General features: G+C 45.5%; 19 protein-coding genes. 8 read left to right on the forward strand and 11 right to left on the reverse strand.

What is annotated here, in order from left to right; genetic code table 11:
• Positions 1–55 precede the first annotated feature (55 nt).
• Positions 56–439: a ribosome silencing factor gene (rsfS, locus tag LZG94_RS03040; protein WP_215233599.1), complete on the reverse strand. Its 384-nt coding sequence runs from the start codon at positions 437–439 to the stop codon at positions 56–58.
• Between the two features lie 85 nt (positions 440–524).
• Between rsfS and LZG94_RS03045 the strand changes: the two genes are divergently transcribed.
• Positions 525–1,250 (forward strand): biotin--[acetyl-CoA-carboxylase] ligase, encoded by a 726-nt coding sequence (locus tag LZG94_RS03045; protein ID WP_233790476.1) that lies wholly within the window; start codon positions 525–527, stop codon positions 1,248–1,250.
• Here the strand turns inward: LZG94_RS03045 and LZG94_RS03050 are convergent.
• Positions 1,240–1,581, reverse strand: a complete 342-nt coding sequence (locus tag LZG94_RS03050; protein WP_233790477.1) for a transmembrane 220 family protein — start codon at positions 1,579–1,581, stop codon at positions 1,240–1,242. The two genes, LZG94_RS03045 and LZG94_RS03050, sit on opposite strands and share 11 nt — an antisense overlap.
• A 78-nt stretch (positions 1,582–1,659) precedes the next feature.
• Positions 1,660–2,364 (reverse strand): tetratricopeptide repeat protein, encoded by a 705-nt coding sequence (locus LZG94_RS03055; RefSeq protein ID WP_233790478.1) that lies wholly within the window; start codon positions 2,362–2,364, stop codon positions 1,660–1,662.
• A gap of 284 nt (positions 2,365–2,648) precedes the next feature.
• Between LZG94_RS03055 and fsa the strand changes: the two genes are divergently transcribed.
• Positions 2,649–3,305, forward strand: a complete 657-nt coding sequence (gene fsa / locus LZG94_RS03060) for a fructose-6-phosphate aldolase (RefSeq protein ID WP_149638914.1) — start codon at positions 2,649–2,651, stop codon at positions 3,303–3,305.
• Between the two features lie 24 nt (positions 3,306–3,329).
• Entirely contained in the window at positions 3,330–4,007 is a 678-nt protein-coding gene (locus LZG94_RS03065; protein ID WP_215233595.1) for a cell division ATP-binding protein FtsE, read from the forward strand.
• A 70-nt stretch (positions 4,008–4,077) separates the two neighbouring features.
• Here LZG94_RS03065 and LZG94_RS03070 read toward each other — a convergent pair whose 3' ends face one another.
• A complete protein-coding gene (locus LZG94_RS03070) occupies positions 4,078–5,643 on the reverse strand; it encodes a bifunctional response regulator/alkaline phosphatase family protein (RefSeq protein WP_233790479.1) in 1,566 nt (521 codons plus the stop codon).
• Between the two features lie 173 nt (positions 5,644–5,816).
• Complete coding sequence (gene kdsB / locus LZG94_RS03075; protein WP_233790480.1) at positions 5,817–6,554, reverse strand: 3-deoxy-manno-octulosonate cytidylyltransferase; 738 nt, start codon at positions 6,552–6,554, stop codon at positions 5,817–5,819.
• Between the two features lie 54 nt (positions 6,555–6,608).
• On the opposite strand from kdsB, the gene LZG94_RS03080 reads away from it, so the two are divergent.
• The 4 genes from LZG94_RS03080 to LZG94_RS03095 are packed head-to-tail and all read left to right on the forward strand — an operon-like array spanning position 6,609 to position 9,427.
• Positions 6,609–7,397 carry a DUF4905 domain-containing protein gene (locus LZG94_RS03080; protein ID WP_233790481.1) on the forward strand — a complete coding sequence of 263 codons (789 nt, stop codon included), beginning with the start codon at positions 6,609–6,611 and terminating at the stop codon, positions 7,395–7,397.
• 3 nt (positions 7,398–7,400) lie between these two features.
• Positions 7,401–8,414: a LysM peptidoglycan-binding domain-containing protein gene (locus tag LZG94_RS03085; RefSeq protein ID WP_233790482.1), complete on the forward strand. Its 1,014-nt coding sequence runs from the start codon at positions 7,401–7,403 to the stop codon at positions 8,412–8,414.
• 19 nt (positions 8,415–8,433) lie between these two features.
• Positions 8,434–8,646 (forward strand): hypothetical protein, encoded by a 213-nt coding sequence (locus LZG94_RS03090; protein WP_215233590.1) that lies wholly within the window; start codon positions 8,434–8,436, stop codon positions 8,644–8,646.
• On the forward strand, positions 8,633–9,427 hold the full coding sequence (locus LZG94_RS03095) for a TIGR02757 family protein (protein WP_233790483.1): 795 nt from the start codon (positions 8,633–8,635) through the stop codon (positions 9,425–9,427). Before LZG94_RS03090 ends, LZG94_RS03095 begins: the two co-directional genes overlap by 14 nt.
• A gap of 61 nt (positions 9,428–9,488) precedes the next feature.
• Here the strand turns inward: LZG94_RS03095 and LZG94_RS03100 are convergent, their stop codons facing one another.
• From LZG94_RS03100 to LZG94_RS03120, 5 genes are all read right to left on the reverse strand, one after another.
• Positions 9,489–12,893 carry a ThuA domain-containing protein gene (locus tag LZG94_RS03100; RefSeq protein WP_233790484.1) on the reverse strand — a complete coding sequence of 1,135 codons (3,405 nt, stop codon included), beginning with the start codon at positions 12,891–12,893 and terminating at the stop codon, positions 9,489–9,491.
• A gap of 146 nt (positions 12,894–13,039) precedes the next feature.
• Entirely contained in the window at positions 13,040–14,092 is a 1,053-nt protein-coding gene (locus LZG94_RS03105; protein WP_233790485.1) for a sugar phosphate isomerase/epimerase, read from the reverse strand.
• 80 nt (positions 14,093–14,172) lie between these two features.
• Positions 14,173–14,541 carry a four helix bundle protein gene (locus LZG94_RS03110; RefSeq protein WP_233790486.1) on the reverse strand — a complete coding sequence of 123 codons (369 nt, stop codon included), beginning with the start codon at positions 14,539–14,541 and terminating at the stop codon, positions 14,173–14,175.
• A gap of 63 nt (positions 14,542–14,604) precedes the next feature.
• Positions 14,605–15,750: a Gfo/Idh/MocA family protein gene (locus LZG94_RS03115; protein ID WP_233790487.1), complete on the reverse strand. Its 1,146-nt coding sequence runs from the start codon at positions 15,748–15,750 to the stop codon at positions 14,605–14,607.
• 69 nt (positions 15,751–15,819) lie between these two features.
• The gene (locus tag LZG94_RS03120; protein ID WP_233791113.1) at positions 15,820–16,947 is read right to left on the reverse strand and encodes a Gfo/Idh/MocA family protein; all 1,128 of its coding nucleotides are present in this window, start codon (positions 16,945–16,947) and stop codon (positions 15,820–15,822) included.
• A gap of 246 nt (positions 16,948–17,193) precedes the next feature.
• On the opposite strand from LZG94_RS03120, the gene LZG94_RS03125 reads away from it, so the two are divergent.
• Complete coding sequence (locus tag LZG94_RS03125) at positions 17,194–18,444, forward strand: sugar MFS transporter (protein WP_233790488.1); 1,251 nt, start codon at positions 17,194–17,196, stop codon at positions 18,442–18,444.
• Positions 18,445–18,519: 75 nt separating this feature from the next.
• On the opposite strand, the gene LZG94_RS03130 is transcribed toward LZG94_RS03125, so the two are convergent.
• The gene (locus LZG94_RS03130; RefSeq protein WP_233790489.1) at positions 18,520–20,928 is read right to left on the reverse strand and encodes an endonuclease MutS2; all 2,409 of its coding nucleotides are present in this window, start codon (positions 20,926–20,928) and stop codon (positions 18,520–18,522) included.

Consider the following 20,928-nt stretch of genomic DNA (forward strand, 5'->3'; position numbering starts at 1 on the left):
AGAGGAAATTTATTAAACAACATTTGCGGCAGGTCGAATGTTCGCCTGCCGCCTTTTATACCACGGAATCTTCCAGGTATGTCACCTCTGCATCTCCCCAAAGTTCTTCCAGATCATAATGCTTACGGCGATCTTTGTTGAATATATGGGCTACAACGTCCACATAATCAATTAAAATCCACTCTCCGTTGGCCTTCCCCTCCTTTTGCCAGGGTTCTGTCTTAGACAGTTTGTAAACCTCGTCTTCGACCGAAGTGGCCAAAGCATCTATCTGTGTATCGGAGTTTCCCGAACAAATAACAAAAAAATCAGTTATTGAATTTTTAACTTTTCGGAGGTCGAGAATTGCAATATCCTGGCCTTTCTTTTCTGTCATTCCTCTTACAACCAGGTCGGAGAGATCTTTTGAAGATAGTTCTTTATTTTTGCGTTCTTTCATGCGTAATGGATTCCTTTCTAAACCCTAAAGTAAAGCAAAAAAATTGTACAACTCGTTACCGGATACCCTAATAATTGGTAAAAAAGTGATCTATCTGCCAACTTGTCATTCTACAAACGACATTGCGGCTGAAATAGTGCATGCCGGGTTATTCAGCGAAGGGACGATTGTCATAACTGACGATCAGCTGTCAGGAAGAGGCCAGAGAGGAACGAAATGGGTTGCCAATCCCGGTGAAAATCTGACGTTTTCTATTATCCTCGCCCCCCGGTTTCTCGAAATAGACGATCAGTTTCTGATCAGTCAGACTATCGCGCTGGGTATTCGATCTTACGTAGCAAGCTATTTAACGGAAACCCAGGTGAAGTGGCCGAATGACATTCAGGTTAACGGAAAAAAGATTTGTGGAATACTAATCGAGAATTCAATCCAGGGTGCAAACCTGAAAAGTTCGATTGTCGGTATTGGCTTGAATATTAATCAGTTAGCTTTCGAAAATAGTTTTGCTACTTCACTTTCAACAGAGATGCAAGAGGCATTTGTTCTTTCGGATGAATTTCAAAAATTGGCCAGACATATTGATGCATACTACCTGCGTCTGAGATCGCGAAAACAGGATAAAGAGCTGCGTAACGAATATTTGAACAATCTTTACGGGTATTCAAACGACGTTAAGTTCTCTTATCAGGACCAGATTTACTCCGGCAGAGTGAGCGCGGTATCAAAACAAGGAACGCTGTCTGTCAGATTATCAACCGGAGAAGAAATCGCGGATCTGGGACTGAAAGAAATAGTCTGGATCAAATCCTAGGAGTACCCCACTTGCCGATCACAACCATTACCACCGAGCAGATCAAAAGCCCAAGCGATTCTCTGGCAAGTTCGATATTCAGGCTCCGCATTTGCGCTTCTCCAAAAAATATACCTTCAAACTCCGGCGGCCATTGAAGTACCGCGCCGACAACATAGCCCGCAGCCAGCAGATAGAACACCCAGCTAGGCCATAGATTGCGGAGGCTCATAAAGCAAGCCAGCGCAGCAAAACTATAAATCCCAATCCAGACACCGGAATCCGGATCATCCAGCTGGAAATAGGCAAAAATGACAAAAATAATACCGAAAAATAAGGTGAAGAGTCTCATTAGATTTAATCGAAATACAAGATCAGAATTTCATTTATAAGCGCAGGTAAATGCATTATTTACCTACCGACAGCGATACTATTGCTGACAAAATTGGGCCAGTGCGGTAGCCGCATCATTATAGCCCAGATTGGAAGCCTGTTTCAGGTTCGTACATCCCAGCTCTTTCTCGCCGTCATACCATTGAGCAAGCCCAAGGCCATAAAAGGCTTTTCCATATTGACCGTCCAGTTTGACAGTCTGACGAAATGCCAATGTCGCTTTTTTGAAATCCTTCTGGCGATAATAGGTGTTGCCGAGATTATACCAGGCTTGTTTGTTATTAACATCCAGTTTCGTAGCCTTCTCAAAATCTGCAATCGCCTCAGCCGGTTTTTCCATAAGCACCAGCACCTGGCCGCGGTTTAAGAAAACATCAGCTGTATCCGGGGCGAGGGCGGCTGCTTTGTTGTAATCGGCAAATGCGGAGTCGAGCTTGTTTTCGTCGGTATATAGCAATGCACGGTTGAAATAGGGACGGTAGGATTGAGGCTCTAATTTGATAGCCTGCCCGAAGTCAAGCAATGCATTCGGGAATTCTTTCAATTCGTAATAGGCAACTGCCCGAAGATTAAAGGCTTCGGCACTGGATGTATTCTTTTCAATCGCAGTGTTGATAAACTCGATCGCCTCCCTGGTTTTACCTTCCTGCATTAATTCTTTCCCTTTTTTGAGGTAAGTATCGGAAGATTGAGAGCACGCGTAAAAGACAAATAAAAAAATTGAAGAAAATAAGCGGGGCATACTGGTTCATTTCTAGATGATTCGCACAAAAGTAGCCCGAAACGCGAAATGAATGTTTTCTTTTTGTCAATAAAATGTCTTTATCTTTGCACCCGGCAAATCGGAACTACCAGCTCCTTCCGAATCCCCCAGGTCCTGACGGAAGCAAGGGTAGGTGGTCGATGCGGTGAGATTCTCGGTTTGCCTTTTTTTATTTCCGCCCCCCTGGTGTTCCCCTTCTTTTTTTTTGCATTTGACCAGCGTTTTCTACTTTTGTGGAATATTCTAACCAATAAATTCCCGTTATGAAATTTTTTATTGACACTGCCAACCTGCATGAAATCCAGGAGGCACAGGCGCTTGGCGTTTTAGATGGCGTTACTACAAACCCATCGTTGATGGCAAAAGAAGGAATTACCGGTAAGGATAATATCATGCGTCACTATAAGGCTATCTGCGATATTGTAGATGGAGACGTAAGTGCAGAAGTAATCTCGATCGATTTGGAAGGAATGATTCGTGAAGGTGAGGAACTTGTTGAGATCGACGATAAGATTGTGGTTAAAATTCCAATGACCAAAGAGGGTGTAAAAGCTCTGAAATATTTTTCAGGAAAAGGTGTGCGTACCAACTGTACATTGATCTTCTCTGCCGGTCAGGCACTACTTGCAGCTAAGGCAGGTGCGACTTACGTTTCACCATTCATTGGCCGTCTGGACGATATCTCAACTGACGGTATTGGATTGATTGAGCAAATACTTACTATATATAGAAATTACGGGTTTGATACACAGGTACTTGCGGCATCCGTTCGTCACCCAATGCACATTATTCAGTGCGCAGAAGTTGGTGCTGATGTAATGACAGGGCCGTTAAGCGCAATGGAAGCATTGTTGAAACACCCGCTGACAGATATTGGTCTTGAGAAGTTTCTTGCTGATTACAAAAAAGGTAATTCTTAAGATTATTGCTACTAAATAGAATCTATGACTGAGTCGTCGGAGCCGATTATCGCACTGGAACAGGCGGATATTTATCAGGGTGACCGTCCTGTTTTAAATGATGTGAATTTCGAAATCAAAAAGGGTGAATTTGTCTACCTGATCGGGCGTACCGGCAGTGGAAAAAGTTCTCTGTTAAAAACGCTTTATGCAGATTTGTGGCTGCATACCGGCTCTGCAAAGGTGGCCGGCTACGAGCTCCATCATATCAAAAGAGCTGATATTCCCTTTCTCAGACGCAAGATTGGTATTGTGTTTCAGGATTTTCAGCTTCTCTCTGATCGTTCGGTTGAAGATAACCTCGCGTTTGTACTTCGTGCAACGGGCTGGGATCAGCAGGCGAAAATTTCGAAGAGAATTGCTGAGGTACTCATGCAGGTTGGGTTAGGAACCGCCCACAAACGGATGCCGCATCAGCTTTCCGGCGGAGAGCAGCAGCGCGTGGTAATAGCCCGTGCAATGCTGAACGAGCCGAAGATCCTCATAGCGGACGAACCTACGGGTAACCTCGACCCCGAAGTTGGCGACCAGATCATTAATGTGTTCCGGACGATCAACAATGCCGGAACAGCAATTTTAATGGCGACCCACAACCACGATTTCATCAAAAGGTTTCCCGCCCGCGTATTGAAATGCGAAAATGGCAGCGTAACGATCAGTTAATCGATTATTTATAAAACAGAAAAAGCGAGTGCAGTGATGCGCTCGCTTTTTCTGTTTTGAAGAACTTGACCTATTTCGAAGTCATATCAATCACAGGAATGATCATCTCTTCCAGCGAAACTCCTCCGTGCTGGAAGGTATCGCGGTAGAGGTTCACATATTGGTTATAGTTATTCGGATAGGCGAAGAAATAATCCTCCTTGGTGAATACGTAAGACGTCGAAACGTGCGGTTTTGGAAGGAAAATCCGCTCAGGCTTGCGGCACACCATCAAGTGGTTATCATCAAAACCCAGGTTTTTTCCATGCTTATAACGCAGATTCGTATTTGTCTCACGGTAGCCAATAATTTTCACAGGTTTTTGCACGCGGATCATACCGTGGTCGGTAGTCAATATCAGCCTGCATTTCTTTTCTGCTACCTTTTTTATAAAATCCAGAAGCGGCGAATGCTGGAACCAGGACTTGGTAATAGACCGGTACGCGGCTTCGTCCGGCGCAAGTTCTTTGATCATCTGAACATCGGTCCTTGCGTGTGAAAGCATATCCACGAAATTGTAGACCACTACATTCAGCTGGTTGTTCAGCATATTACTGAAATTATCGATCAGCGCTTTTCCCTGGTTTGTATTTAATATCTTGTGGTAAGAAAACTTGATATTGAAGTGGTTCATTTCCAGCTGTTTTTGCAGGAAATCCTGTTCGTGGTTGTTCAAACCTTCTTCACCATCCGGCGTGTTTTCATCGCTTACCCACCACTGCGGATGTTTCCGCTCCATTTCGCTAGGCATTAAGCCTGAGAATATCGCATTTCGCGCATAGCCAGTTGTAGTCGGAAGGATCGAGTAATAGGAAGACTCTTCTTCAATATTAAAATACTCCTGCAAGATCGGCTGGATCATTTTCCACTGATCATAACGGAAATTATCTATCAAAAGGAAGAACACCGGATCATCGGAGCCTTTCAGATGCGGGAACACTTTCTGTTTCATCAACTGATGCGACAGGATTGGCTTGTCTGACCTTGGGTCGTTCAACCAGTCTTCATATTCTTCTTCAATAAACTTGCAGAAATTGGCATTCGCCTCACTTTTCTGCATACTGAAAACTTCTGACATTCCCTGATCCTCAGAACTTTCCAGCTCCAATTCCCAGTAAATGAGTTTTTTGTAAATATCAGCCCATTCTTCGTGACCAATGCGGTCTTGGTACTGCATAGCCAGACTTCTGAATTCCTGCTGATAACTCAAAGTCGTTTTTTCAGTCACCAGCCTTTTATTGTCGAGTATCTTTTTAACAGACAATAGAATCTGGTTTGGATTCAAAGGTTTGATCAGGTAATCATCTATTTTAGAGCCAATTGCGTCTTCCATGATGTGCTCTTCCTCACTTTTGGTAATCATCACCACCGGAAGGTTGGGTTGCTGCTGCTTGATCTGCGCCAGCGTTTCCAGGCCCGTCATTCCGGGCATCATTTCATCCAGGAAAACAATGTCAAAACGATCATTTTCAATACGATCCAGTGCGTCGGCACCGCTGTTGACAGGAGTTACATTATAACCCTTGTTCGTAAGGAACATGATATGTGGTTTAAGAAGGTCTATTTCATCGTCGGCCCAGAGAATGTTATATTGCATAAGCTTGTTTTTTCATTGATGGTTAAATGGAAATGCCTGTAAGGGTAACGCGGCATTTTCGAAGTGTGGTATAAAAATACCTGTTTTAACACTTTTTAAGACAATCACACCTTACCCTATACGTTGCCTCAGAAAGCTAAAAAATGCATACCACTTATGTAGATTTGACTTGGCTACAAGAACTTTTTAGTCACCCGGTCAAGGTCGTCGGGGGTGTCCACACCATGTGAATCGTCGGAAGTTATTACTGCTTTAATTGCGTAACCGTTTTCAAGCCAGCGCAGTTGTTCAAGGGCTTCCGCCTTTTCCAATGCAGATACGGGCAGCTTTGTGATTTCCGCCAGAACGTCTGTCCGGTAAGCGTAAATTCCAATATGTTTGTAGAAAGTATGTGTATTAAGCCACTGCTCTTTTTCCGCATTTCTTAAATAAGGAATTGTCTGCCGGCTGAAATACATGACCTCGTTTTTTTTGTTTAAAACTGCTTTTGGCACATTGGGGTTAAAGAGAATATCTTCCTGATCAATGACTTTTACCAGCGTCGCCAACTCCGTTTTCTGATCAAGCACCTGAGCCAGGTGATCGATAGGTTCAGGACTGATAAAAGGTTCATCTCCCTGAATATTAATAACATAGTCGAAAGTTCCTTCTATTTTAAGCAAAGCTTCATAGCATCTGTCAGTGCCGCTCTGGTGGTCTGGAGATGTCATTACTACTAATCCTCCAAAACCTTTTACGTGCTCCTGTATCCGCTCGTCGTCGGTAGCTACCACCACCCGATCAAGTTTTGTAGCTTTCGATGATTGTTCGTAAACTCTCTGGATCATACTTTTACCCCCGATGTCCACAAGCGCCTTTGCCGGAAAACGGGTAGAAGCGTAGCGGGCAGGGATTATTCCTAATATTCGCACGAGGTCGTTGTTTGTTTGGTAACTTTCTATTTTGACCCAAAATAAAGCTAAAAATTGCAAAAACTCTTTTCATATACCTTTTCCCAGCACATCTGGCGAATTATCCCTGACGCAAATCCGGGTAGCGGCCAATGGGCTATTGAGCTGCGTGATACGGAGAAAAAAATTGCGTCAGTCGCTATTCTGGATCTATCAAAAGAAGGGGTGATCTGGCAGGGTATCCCGGAAGGAATGGACTGGTGGGCATCCATGACCGCATTTTCAAACGGTACATTCTTCCTGCATCATTACCGCTATCCCGACCTTCCCGAACCTACCGACTTGTCGGCTTTCTCGGCCCAAACGGGAGAGATCCTGTGGAGCTTGCCAAACTATTTAATGGTGAGAGTAATCGACGATCATACTATCGAAGTTGCTACCAAAACGGCTGTGCTGTTTACTTATAAGCATTGCGATGTCCGCTCGGGCTCAATTTCTGCACAGTCAGAAAGTCAGCCGCAGCAGGAAAATCAAATAATTTTGACGGAGCCTGTTCGTTACAAGAAAGGAAACAGCTTTTTTGATAAGCTGGCTTCTTTTATCAGCAAGGAAACCGGAGGGCACGAACCCATCAGTATTGATTATTTGGAGAAGAGACCCTATATTATCTTTTCTTATTATATTTACCATCAGGATAAAACAGCGCAATATCTTCTGATCGTGACGGATCGGGGGGAATCTGTTCTTCACGAAAAGCTATCTGAAGAACGCGCCGGCATAGGTCGTTCCACCATGCTATTAAAAGCTTCAACGCTGGTTTATCTGAGAAACAACAATGAGTTTTCGAGTTTAACGCTTTCATAATAAATGAAATACATTTTTTGCCTGACTTTGGTGGCAGGTATCTTATCTGGAATGGTCGGTGCCCGGGCAGCGGGATTTAATGCAGTGGATTCGGTGGGTATTGAGAGAGCGGGAGGGAAGATTTTTGTCATACATCAGGTCAATCCGGGGCAGACTATGTTTGCGGTGGTTCGCCAGTATGGTACTACAATCCAGGCGCTTCGTGAAGCCAACCCCGGGATGAGTGATCAGATCCAGTCCGGTCAGACGATTCGTGTTCCCTACACGAAAATGACAAAAAAGGAAGTTAAGAAAGAGGAGCGCGAAGCGAAGAGGGAGGAAAAGAAAGAAGCCCAGGCAGCTGAGGCGAAAGAAACGAAACCTGCCGATCCTGCGCCTGCTACAACCCCAACTCCTGCTACCACTTCCGCACCAACTGCCGGAGCTGCCGTTTCGGTGTCCACAAATGGAAAGCATATCGTTGCACCGGGAGAAACTTTGTACCGCGTCGCAGTCAAATATGGTGTTTTGATGGCCGATTTGCGTAAGTGGAATAATTTGGCAGATGATAATTTGAAGGATGGTCAGGAATTAATCGTAGGTGAAAAAGGTACAGAAAAGCCAGCTCCTGCGGTAACTGCGCCGGTTGCACCAAAAGTTACCACGACCACTGTTGTTAAAGACTCGGTAAAAGCCAAAGCTGTTGTACCTGAGAAAGTTGTGAAGCCCGTTGAAGAGGTAGTGGAAGCGCCGAAAGTTGTAAGAGGTAAGAAAAAATCGGAATCCGGCCTGGCAGAAGTGATCGAAACGGACGAAAGTACCAGCAAGTTTTTGGGGCTTCACCGCACTGCGCCGGTGGGAGCATTGGTAGAAGTTTTGAATGAATATAATCAGGAAAAAATTATCGTAAGAATCATTGGAAGGATTCCTGACACGAGTGTGAATGATGATATTGTGATCAAATTGTCTTCCCGCGCATTCGAAAAGGTTTCCCCCAATAGTAAGCGTTTCCGGGCGGTTGTGAGTTACCTGGAATAATTTTGTTAGTAAGATTGCTATGAAACATTCACCGGAATTTCGTTCTAAAAGAGAAGAAGAGAGAGCTGCACTGAAAAAAACAGCCGGCTACAAGGTTTGGAGTGTGATGTTCACGATACTGTATCCTTTCGTCGCTGTTTTTACCTTCGTATTCTCAGCAATTGTCATGTTTTTTTCGGGTATCTCAAGAGTTGTGGCTTACCTGTTTGGAGGTAGCCATGCCGAGCGCTGATTCTCCCGTTCCTTCCTATATTTTTGATCTGTTGGAGGAAAAAGTGGCGCAGTACAACAAGCCCGACTTCATTCCTTTCGACCCGATCAGCATTCCCCACCGATTTTCAATCAAGCAGGATATTGAGATAATGGGATTCTGGGCAGCTATTCTAGCCTGGGGCCAGCGCAAGACGATTATCAATAAGTGTATTGAACTCGCCTCGCTCATGGACAATGCACCTTATGATTTTGTGAAGAACCATACGGACAATGATTTAAAGCCCTTTCTCAATTTCAAGCACCGGACCTTCAATGCGACGGACACCCTCTATTTCCTGCATTTCTTCCAAAACTATTACAGAAGTCACGATTCGCTGGAATATGCATTCAGCAGCCATTTGTCAAATGATAGTGAGACAATTGAAAACGCATTAATAGGTTTTCATAACCTGTTTAGTGATTCAGAAAATTTCCCCACCCGAACCAAAAAACACATCGCGACGCCAGTCCGCAAATCCTCCTGCAAAAGGTTGAATATGTTCCTGCGCTGGATGGTGCGTAATGATGATAAAGGAGTAGATTTCGGAATCTGGAATAGCATTTCCCCAGCCCAGTTGGTATGTCCCTGCGACGTACATGTAGACCGTGTTTCCCGCCTGCTCGGCCTGATCAAACGCCCCGTCACCGACTGGCAAACCGCCCTCGAACTAACTGCCTCACTTAAATTACTGGATGGTTCAGACCCCGTCAAATACGATTTCGCGCTATTTGGATTAGGTATTGAAGGGTTTGCGAAGTAGCACAAAAAAAGTGCGGACCTCTATCAGAAGCCCGCACTTTGCTTTTTTTTATATTAACTCTTTACATTACCGCATTGTCAAACCGTACAGTTCCGATCGAGAAAAGCGGCTTTTGCCCGGCAGATGGATTTTTGAAGACAAAAAACAGTTTGTGCATTTTTCCGTCAGCAGCAGCTTTGACAGGAATGTTCAATGTTTCGGATTTTTCAACCTTACCCTCGCCGATCTTTGTACCGGCTGGTGAGTCAAGGCGGATTTCTAGCATACCTCCGGCTGTTTGTCCTTCGCGGCCACCCACAGCTACGGCCAGATTTGTGATCTCAGTCAGGTCGATATCGTGGAATGCGATGAAACTTCCGTCTTTCAATCCTAAAACAATCTCTCCGTTTTCTGTTTTGAAGCTGGCTGTACTTCTGGTACTGTCAGCCGTAGCAGCCAAAAGTGTTGCCGGACGCAGTGCGATCGTTTTTGAGCCTGTGAGCGGCCCCACCGTTCCGTTTCCTTTGTCGGTGTAGCTGGCCGTGAAAATATACGATCCGTCTTTCTTTTTGGCCTGCGTTACATAGCTGCTTTTCAGCGGCTTTTTGTCCACTGCCTTATCATTTGCAAGCGACAGAATGTATTTAACCATTTCATCGATTTCCTCCGTTTTGTGCTGAGGATGCCCTGGCATTGCCTGCTCGCCCCAAACGCCGCTGCCGCCTTTCAATACTTTGTCACTGAGCATTTTAAGTGAGTTGCGTTCGCTTGCATATTTCTTGGCTACTTCGCGGTAAGCCGGTCCGATGGATTTTTTATCTACCGAGTGACAAGCTTTGCAATCACTCAGCTCAATGAGCCGTTTTCCAGTTTCGAAACCTGTATTTGCCTGGTGACCCTGCGCAAGCATCGTTTTATCAAAACCTTCCAGGTAGTTGATCGTCAATGTAACTTCCTCTTCCGGTATCTTCTTGTCGTCGATACTTCCGTCTTCCTTATCCGAAACGGAAACTTCATAGTTCACCGGTTTTTCATTCCAGTAAAAAGTCTTGTTTCCTTTAATAGCCAGATCCACCTTCGGAATCGCATTACCAACTCTGACAATTACTTCCGAAGTATTGGAGTTACCTACTTTGTCGGTCACTTTCAGAACAGCAGTATATTCACCAGCTTTCGCGTAGGTGTAACTGGGATTTGGCAATGCGCTCTTTGGCAAACCTTTACCAAACGACCATTCATATTTAATTGCGTCTCCATCGTGATCCATTGATCCTTTTGATGAGAAATTCACTTTCAGAGGAGTGGCGCCTGTGGTATTGGTAGCCGAGGCAGCAGCCACCGGCACGCGGTTACCTGCATTGAATGTGATGTGGGACAAACTCGCCTCGTCATTTTGAGCAAACCAGTTCGGTCCGTATTCCAATGTATAAAGCGACCCGTCATTTGCAAATTGCATATCAATCGGGTGACTGAATTTAGTATTTGGCATAAACCGTTCAATACTCTTCAAATCGCCCTGCTCGTTCATGGTCACGATATTGATATAATCGCGGATCCAATCGTAGGCAAAGAACTTTCCACTATAATAATCCGGGAATTTTGCCTTGCTGGGTTGAAAATCAGCGGCATAATATACCGGCCCTGCCATCGCATTTCGCCCGCCTTTTCCCACAATCGCACCAAACTCAGGAGAATCGGCATAAGGGTAGAAAATAAATGCCGGATTAGCTGGCGGCAGTTCTTGTAAACCAGTGTTGTGCGGCGAGTTATTGATCGGTTTCGCAGCGTCAAATGGTTTTCCCGAAGTACTGTCCGCGAAGTTGAAGTCGATATAAGGTTTATTATCAGCAATAAATAGCGGATAACCGTAATAGCCTGCTTTTCTGGCCTGGTTTACTTCATCGTATCCCCGCGGCCCACGTTTAGGATCGTCAAGTGAAGCATCCGGACCTACATCTCCCCAATACAAATAACCTGTGCGCTGATCCACCGAAATACGGTAAGGATTGCGGGTTCCCATTACATAAATCTCTGGTCTGGCTTTGGGGTTTCCAGCAGCAAAAAGGTTGCCTTCCGGAATATCATATAAGTTTGTTCCGCCTGGCATATTCGCACGACGATCGCCGTAACGCGGCTTGATCCGCAGTACCTTACCTCTCAAAGAGTTCGTGTTGGATGAAGTATGCTGACCGTCAAAACCTTCCCGGCCCGGCCGTTCGTCAATCGGACCAAAACCGTTCGATTGAAAAGGATTCACATCATCGCCGGTCGATAAGTACAGATTTCCTTTCGCATCCCACGCGATTGAGCCGCCGGTGTGGCAGCAATCGGTTCTTTTAACAGGAACCGTCAATAATACTTCCTCGGTGTCCAACAGCAATGTGTCTTTAACGTCATCATATTTAAAGCGGGACAAATGCTGGGCAGTATCCGCAGCCGACGAAAGCGGCGAATAGTACATATAGATCAGTTTATTCGTCTTAAAGTTCGGGTCTATATTCAACCCCATTAATCCATATTCCTGCTTCGTGTATACAGGAACTTCACCAGCTACCTTGATCTTACCTGTTTTCGGATTGTATAGTTTTAATTTGCCTTTACGCTCAGCCAGTAAAACGCGGTGATCGTCCAGAACAACCAGCTCAGTCGGCTCGTCCAGCTTGGTAGCCAATACTTTTTTGCTGAACCTGTTTTCCTCCGGGCGTGCTTTGGAATAATCAAGCTTAGCAGCCATCGCCCATTTCAGGCCACCGATGAAGTGTTTTACAAAAACAGGATCCACATAAGTCGCGTCTTCGTGACCGAAGTTGGTGTAAAATGCCTTCCCGCCGTCATATTCATGGTACCACGACATCGGGTGGTCGTCGCCCATTTTTCCATCTTTATAGGTTTTTTCGTCGATCTTAACGAGCACTTTTACGTTCTTGTTAAAATCTTTGAAATCATAAAATTCATCCTTGATCTTCCATTTTTTTGGAAAGCCTTCCATAGAAGGATGCTGGTCGTTCACTACAAAAGCTTCGCCTTCCTGCACATTCGGATTTCCCGGGTGGCTTGCAAAGTAGGCTCCTGAAAGTTTGTTATACCATGGCCACTCATATTCAGTGTCCGTTGCCGCGTGAACGCCCACATAGCCGCCGCCAGCCTGAATATAACGCTCGAAAGCGTCTTGTTGCTTGTCATTCAGGATATTACCTGTTGTGTTCAGGAAAATGACCGCGCTGTATTTTTGAAGGTTTTTCTCAGAAAATGCCACTGCATTTTCGGTTGTGTCAACAGAAAATCCATTCTCTTTACCCAGCTTCATAATAGCAGCTTTACCGGCAGGAATGGAAGAATGCCGGAATCCGGCGGTTTTAGAAAAAACGAGCACCCGCTTTTCGGGCGTGACAGTTTGCGCGAATGAAGCGAAACCAAGGCAGATAAATGCGGCAATGCCGATTGATCTGATGTGATTTCCCAAGTTTGAATAGAGTTTATCAAGCATTACAGAACAGGTAAACGGTTAATTTTTGGTATTCGAAACAATTAAAAATGATACTTATTAAAACGAAGATCAACTGACTGACGGTATAAAAAAAACCTCCCTTCCATAAGGAAGACAGGTTTTTTTTATACTTGTACGTTCGACAATTACAACCCTAAAACTTTGCGGTTGAAAGCTTCATCAGCTCCCGTTCCTGCAAAGTCATCAAATGCTTTCGTAGTAACCTCTATAATATGGCTTTCGATGAATGGAGCACCTTCGGCCGCGCCTTGTACCGGCGACTTAATGCAACATTCCCATTCCAGAACTGCCCAGCTATCGTAGTTATACTGAGATAGTTTTGAGAAAATTCCTCCAAAATCAACCTGCCCGTCTCCAAGCGAACGGAAGCGACCAGCGCGGTCGGCCCAGCCCGCAAATCCGCTGTAAACGCCTTGCTTTCCGGTAGGATTGAACTCAGCATCTTTTACGTGAAATGCTTTGATACGATCGTGGTACAGATCTATAAATTGCAGATAATCAAGTTGCTGCAATACAAAATGGCTTGGATCGTAGTTGATATTCGCACGCGTGTGACCGTCGAGGTAATCCACGAACATTTCGAAAGTACTACCGTCAAAAACGTCTTCGCCCGGGTGCAGCTCGTAAGCTACATCCACGCCGTTTTCGTCATATACATCCAGAATTGGCTTCCAGCGGGCAGCCAGTTCTTTGAATGCAGTTTCAACCAGTCCTGCAGGGCGCTGCGGCCATGGATACAGGAAAGGCCACGCCAATGCTCCTGAAAAAGTAGCACTCGCTTTCAACCCCAATCTCTGACTTGCCTTGGCAACCAGTTTCAAATGCTCGGTAGCCCATTCAGCACGCGCTTTCGGGTTATTGCGTACTTCCGGAACAGCGAAACCGTCGTACATTTCATCATAAACAGGATGAGAAGCCACTAATTGGCCGATGATATGAGAAGCCAGCTCGGTAATTTCCAAGCCTTTATCTTTCAATTTACCTTTCAGTTCGTCTGCATAAGTCTGCGACTCAGCGCATTGCTTCACATCGATCACCCGCGGATCCCAGGTAGGAAGTTGAAGGCCTTTGTAGCCCAACCCCGCCATGTAATCTGCAATCGTATCCAAAGAGTTGAACGGAGCCTCGTCGCCAAGGAATTGCGCCAGGAAAATCCCGGGCCCTTTGATAGTTTTCATAGTTTCAATTTTGAATGATTGAATTATTGAATGAGCCGCCGTGGAACGGGGAATGAGTGAATGAGTGAATGAGTGAATTTTTAGTTTAATGATTTTCGTGCCTTCGACAAAATTTTTACAATCTCTTCGGCTTCTTGAATCAAAGCTTTAAGTTTTTCAATTGGAAGTAGCCCGGATTCAGATATTATTTCCAGCCAGAATAAAGTTTCATCGGCTTCTTCGATTGTCACACTTATCTTGGCGTAAAACTCTTTTTGACTTCTGGATCGGCAAACTGCACGATAATTTGCTCCAACAGATGAAGAAGACCTCAGGAATTGCCGACCTATTATCCGTGCCTGCTCGTTATGTGGCAAAGCCTCGAATAATTTAATGCTCCGCAAAACAAACTGCTTTGTTCTCTGTCGCATTAAAGACGCAAAATCTTCCTTTGTATTTACCTTTTCCAAGACCTGTGTGTGTGTTACTGAACTGAAAATTATTCACTCATTCACTCATTCACTAATTCAAAATTAAATCGCCACCCACGCCTGCGCGCGATTACTTTCAAGTATCTTCTCGCAAATAAGCAATTCGCGGTACCCATCTGCGAACGTTGGGAATGTTGGATTTTCTGGTTGTTTGCCTTCGGCAATGGCGGCGTACACTTCCTTGAACATTTGCTTCGAAGTGTCCGGGAAGCCTTCGTTGTGGCCGCCTGGAAAAGTGATCGTAGAGCGAACATCTTCATTAACCAGTGAAGGATCACGCAGCAATATTTCATTGCTCTTATCTCTGTTACCGATCCACATTTCATTTGGCGACTCTGAGCACCAGTTGAAAGTCTTTTTAGAACCGGCAATTTCCAGTGTCATGCGGTTTTTACGACCGGCAGAAACCTGGGAAACTGTGATCACCCCTTTATTTCCATTATCAAAACGCAGCAATACGTTCGCGTGATCTTCTGTGGTAATAGGTACATCCGCATAATCTTCCGGCTGCAACATTTTACCCGAATACGTTTCCACCGGTTTCAGCGTCTTTTTACGCGTTTTATGAATGGTATTGAAATCCGCCATGACAGCTACTGTTTTCAGCCCGGTAATGTATTCGAGGATATCCATTAAGTGCGAACCAATATCAGCGATCGCACGGGAATCTCCCGATTTGTCCGGCTCCAAACGCCAGTTATAATCCGTTTCGTAGAAAAGCCAGTCTTGCAGGTAAGAACCGATGAAAGAATAGATCTCACCCAACTCACCTTTTTCGCGCATCGATTTCATCTGGCGCGCCAGCGGATAGTAGCGAAGATTAAAGTGTACTGCATTCACCAGTCCGGTTTTTGCAGCCAGCTCCACCAGTTCTTCCGCTTCTGCCAGGTCTTTTGCTAAGGGTTTTTCGCAAATAACGTGCTTGCCAGCCAGCAAAGCAGCTTTCGACTGAGAGTAATGCAGGAAGTTTGGCGTACAAATGTGAATAGCCTGAATATCATCTTGTTGCAGCAGCTCATCGAAAGTATAAGAGCGGGCAATGCCAAGTGAATCAGCTTTACTTCTCGCTAATTCAGGAGTTACTTCGCAAAGTGCAGCTACTTCAACATTAGGAAGGCGTCTCAACGCTTCAATGTGCGCGGGGCCGATGAAACCTGTGCCGACAACGCCAACTTTAATTTTATTCATAAATGGGAATAGATATTAGGTGAAAAAGGCCGCCGGGGCGGGTTGAATTTGAATTGAGTAACTAGGAGGTCAGAAATTGGTCCACTTCGTGTCCGTCTTGTCCGAGGCAATCACGGCGTCGATGAACTTCATGCCTCTCAAACCGTCCTGAGCAGTAGGGAAATCGTAAACAGGATCTACTTTCCGGCCTTCCCAGGAGGCTCTTACATGAAGTGCGAAATTGCGGTAAAGATTGGCAAATGCCTCGAAGTAACCCTCAGGGTGCCCGGCTGGAATGCGGGTGTGCACCTGTGCAGCTTTTGAAAGATTACCAACTCCTGTACGGATAATGCGCGCTCCGTGGTTGGTCTTGTGAATCAGCGTATTTGGATCCAGCTGCTTCCATTGAAGTCCGCCAGTTTCTCCGTAAACGCGGATGTTCAGGTCGTTTTCTTCCCCGTTGGCAATCTGACTATTTTGAAGGATACCTTTCGCACCATTGTCAAAACGAAGCAAAATGTGCGCGTCATCATCTAACAGGCGACCTTCTACGAAAATCGTCAGATCGGCGCAGATTTGTGTGATTTTGAGGCCTGTAATGTATTCAGCAAGGTTTTCTGCGTGAGTACCAATGTCGCCCAGCCCGCCTGCCGCGCCGGAGCGCTTAGGGTCTGTGCGCCAGGCAGCCTGCTTGTTACCAGTCACTTCCACGAGCGTAGCAAGCCAGCCCTGCGGATATTCAACGATCACTTTGCGGACTTTGCCGATCGCTCCGGAAGCAATCAGTTCGCGCGCTTCTTTCACCATCGGGTAACCCGTGTAATTATGCGTAAGACAGAAAATCAACCCTGTTTTTTCAACCAGAGCCACTATTTCTTCTGCTTCTTCGGTATTTAAAGTGATTGGTTTATCGCAAACGACATGGAAACCGTTTTCAAGGGCAAGTTTGGTAGGAGCGTGGTGAACGTGGTTTGGGGTAACAATCGCTACAAAATCCATCCGCTCGCCTTCCCGCAACTGCTTCTCTTTCGCGATCATCTCCTCAAAGTCATTATAAACGCGGTGCTCCGGTAGGTATAATGCTTTTCCTGTCTCTTTTGACTTCGCCGGATCGGAGCTGAAAGCGCCGCAAACAAGTTCAATTTCTCCATCCATGATCGCTGCACGACGATGAACCCCGCCAATAAATGCGTCCAGGGAACCACCTACCATGCCCATTCTGATCTTTCTTGACATTCCAGTTGGTTTAAAGTTTTGAAAAGATTTTAAAAGTATAAAGAGTAGCATAGATGACTCTTACTTCTTACAAATATAATTTTAACACTTAAAATACACCCCTAAAACGCCATTAAAAGCAGTAGAATCGAATTGAATTTGTTTTTTCTGTGAAATTCCAAGGTTAAAACATTGTGCTGAATCACTTTCAAAATCATCTAATTTAAATAATTAAACCCTTTAAGTCTTATGACTCAAACAGTTAATGCCAACAGGCTTTTCAATGCCAGTTGTCTAGCGATCATTACGACGGCTTTTTCCTTCAGTATCAGGGCGGGTATTCTTCCTCAGCTGGGATCGGAGTTCAACCTTTCTGCCGAGCAGCTGGGTTTTATCAACTCCATGTTCTTCTTTGGTTTCCCTATTTCGATGGTTATAGGCGGGATCGTTTATCACTCGGTGGGTCCTAAAATCATCATGCAGGTAGCAGTTGTGGCGCACACACTCGGTATTCTGCTGACAATCTATGCCGGCGGATACATGGGTTTGCTGATCTCTACATTCTTTATCGGATTTGGTAACGGTTGCACTGAAGCAGCTTGTAACCCGATGATCGCGGATATGTACAGCAGCAACAAGCTGAACAAAATGCTCGGCCGCTTCCACATGTGGTTCCCAGGCGGTATTGTATTGGGAAGTTTGATCTCAAAATTCATGACCGACGGCGGGTTCTCATGGCAGACTCAGATCTGGGTATTGATGCTTCCTACGATCGTTTATGCATTCCTTTTCTTCGGACAGCCTTTCCCAAGACCAAAAGTGGAAGGTGTTACTTCGCTTGCTAAAAACTTCCAGGCGATGCTTACGCCGCTTTATATTTTCATATTCTGCTGCATGGCGCTTACTGCGATCACAGAATTCGGTCCTAACCAGTGGGTGAATGTGGTTTTGAGCAGCAGCGGAGCAGATCCGATGTTGGTATTGGCATTGACTTTCGGGGTAATGACAGTAGGAAGACTTTTCACTGGTCCGGTTGTGGATATGGTGGGTCAAACAGGTATTCTGCTTTTCGGAGCGGTTCTGGCAGCAATAGGTATTTATATGTTTAGCACTGTAACTGGCCCGATCGCTTATTTTGCGGCTGTTATTTTTGGTCTGGGTGTATGTTTCAACTGGCCAACGGTTATCGGTTTCGTAGCACAGCGGGTTCCGTTGAGTGGCGCTTTGGGAATGTCAATCATCGGTGGGGTAGGTATGTTATCCACTTCAATATTCCAGCCGATCATCGGTCGCTGGATCGATTCATCGCACGCTGAATACTCGGCGCAAGGTCTTACCGGCCCTGCATTGGAGCTGGCTTCTGGACAAGCTACACTGGCTACTATGCTCACTTTTCCGATCATTCTGATCGTTGCATTTGCAGTATTGTGGTTCTGGGCTGGAAATCCAAAGCCAGGTGCAGTGGAAGAAATAAAAGTCGCAGAGCAGCCTCAGCTGTAAGATTTTATATTAAAACAGAAAATGGGCAGGTGAGTCAATCACCTGCCCATTTTCTGTTTTAAGCTATTCAAAAATCTATTTCAATTTCACAATCGTCACGCCTGCGCCGCCGCGATCTGAATGTTCATCCTGCATGTCCCGAACCTGGGAATACCCTCTAAGGTGATTTCTGACCAGCGTTCTCAATATCCCGTCGCCTTTTCCGTGGACGATCCTGAGTTCATCATAACCCAGCATAATCGCATTGTCCATAAACTGATCTACCAGCCCCAGTGCTTCTTCGCCCCGCTTGCCGCGCATATCCAGGTTGAAGCTGAAATTGAGCATTCGCTCGTTCAGGTCCACACCTTTTGCAACGGTTTTTACTTTTTTCTCGCCGGTGGCAGCTCTGTAAGTTTTGTTGGAAACCTTTTCAAGGCGGTTCAGTTTCACGGTTGATTTCAGGTCGCCAATCCGTATCTCGATATCTTTTCCTCTTATCGCAAGTACCTCGCCAATAGCAGTTTGTCCCAAAATACGCACGTAGCTTCCCGGAACGATATCGCCGCCTTCCGGCTCATAGATTTCCTCGGCGGGTGCAGTTTCTACCACTTCCTCCAATGCCAAGTTTTTCTTGCCAAAAGTTTCGAGCGTAGTTCTTACGGTTTTCGTTTTTTCCTTTTCTGCCTTGTTCTCCTTGATCTCGCGTATTGTATTTTCAATCAACTGATTAGCATCAGAAATCAGGTTTTTAGCTTTCTGTTTTGCTTCGTTGACGATCTTCTTTTCGTTGTTCTCAAGATTCTCCTTTAATGCGGTATAATCAGAAAGCTGCTTGGCTAGCTTCCTTTCTTTAATACCCACTTCAATATTCTTCTCAGCAAAAACGCGCCGCTCAATATCGAGCTCTTTCAGTAATTTTTCGAAGTTAACCTGCTGCTTACCAAGCTTTTCCTTCGCCCGGTTGACCACCGCCTCAGGCAACCCGATCTTCGATGCAATCTCGAATGCAAACGAGCTGCCCGGCCGGCCGATTTCAAGCTGGTAAAGTGGTTCCAGGTGCTCCCCGTCAAACCGCATTGCGCCATTTACAAGCCCGTCCGTCTTGTCTGCAAGTACTTTCAGGTTCGTATAATGCGTATTGATCACACCATAAGCGCCCGATTTGACTAAATTCTCCAATATAGATTCCGCGATCGCCCCGCCCAGACCCGGCTCGGTTCCTGTCCCGAATTCGTCTATCAGAAACAATGTGCGCCGGTTCGATACCGTCAGAAAGTGGCGCATATTAGTCAGGTGGGAGCTGTACGTACTCAGGTCATTTTCAAGTGATTGCTCGTCGCCGATGTCAATAAAGATATTCTGGAAAAATCCCATGGAAGAACCTTCCTCTACCGGCACCAGCAGCCCGCATTGAAACATATACTGGATCAGCCCGACCGTTTTGAGCGAAACCGATTTACCACCCGCATTCGGCCCGGAAACGATCAGTATCCTTTGTTTTTCGTTCAGTTCGATATTCAGCGGTACAACTTTTTTTCCCTGTTTTTGAAAAGACAAATGCAGCAGCGGGTGCCGCGCATTGCGCCAGTCTATAAACTGACGGTTGGTAAATGGCGGGTTGATCGCATTCATTTCCGCAGCCAGTTTGGCTTTGGCGCGCAGAAAATCCATCAATCCCAAAAATCCATACGCTTTTTGCAGATCGGGTACATAAGGACGGAGCTGACTCGTCAGTTCAAGCAATATCCGGTTGATCTCGCGCCTTTCCTCATATTCCAGTTCACGGATTTCATTATTCGATTCAAAAACGTCAGTTGGTTCGATGAAAACCGTTTGCCCGGTAGCAGATTCATCGTGAATAAAACCTTTCACCTTGCGTTTGTGCTCGGCCGCGACCGGAATGACCATGCGACCATTTCTCACTGTGAGCGAAACGTCGTCGCCGATCCAGCCACTGCTCCGGGCCGATTTCAATATAGTATCCAGCTTTTTGCGAATGCCCGCCTGCTCGGAAATCAGCCGTTTTCTAATTCGCGACAATTCCGAAGAAGCCGAATCGCGAATCTGCCCGCGGTCGTCGATAATGCGTTCAATCGCGTCAGTGATAGCTTTGTCAACACGGATATTTCTGGAATATTCGCCTAGAATAGGGTAGGATTCAGGTTCCTGATTCTCGAAGAATCTGATACACAGCTTGATAGTCTGCAAGGAAGCTTTCAGGTCTGAGAATTCTGCCTGGGTCAGTAGCATTCCTTCAATAGCGGCCCTTTTCAGATAGGGCGTCGCATCAATATAGTTTTGTGAAGGGAAATTTTCACCGATTTCAAGGATCCGCTGCATTTCGGCGGTCTGGCTCACCAGCTTTTCAACCAGCGTAAAATTCTCCGAAAACTTAATTTTTTCAACAAAAGCCTGTCCCAGCGTGCTGATACAAGCTTCTTTTAATCGCTCCCTGAGTTTGTCAAAACCTAGTTTTTGTTCTAATGTATTTGGGTAGAGCAT

Origin of the sequence: Dyadobacter sp. CY343, from assembly GCF_021390335.1 — a bacterium.
Taxonomy (GTDB): domain Bacteria; phylum Bacteroidota; class Bacteroidia; order Cytophagales; family Spirosomataceae; genus Dyadobacter.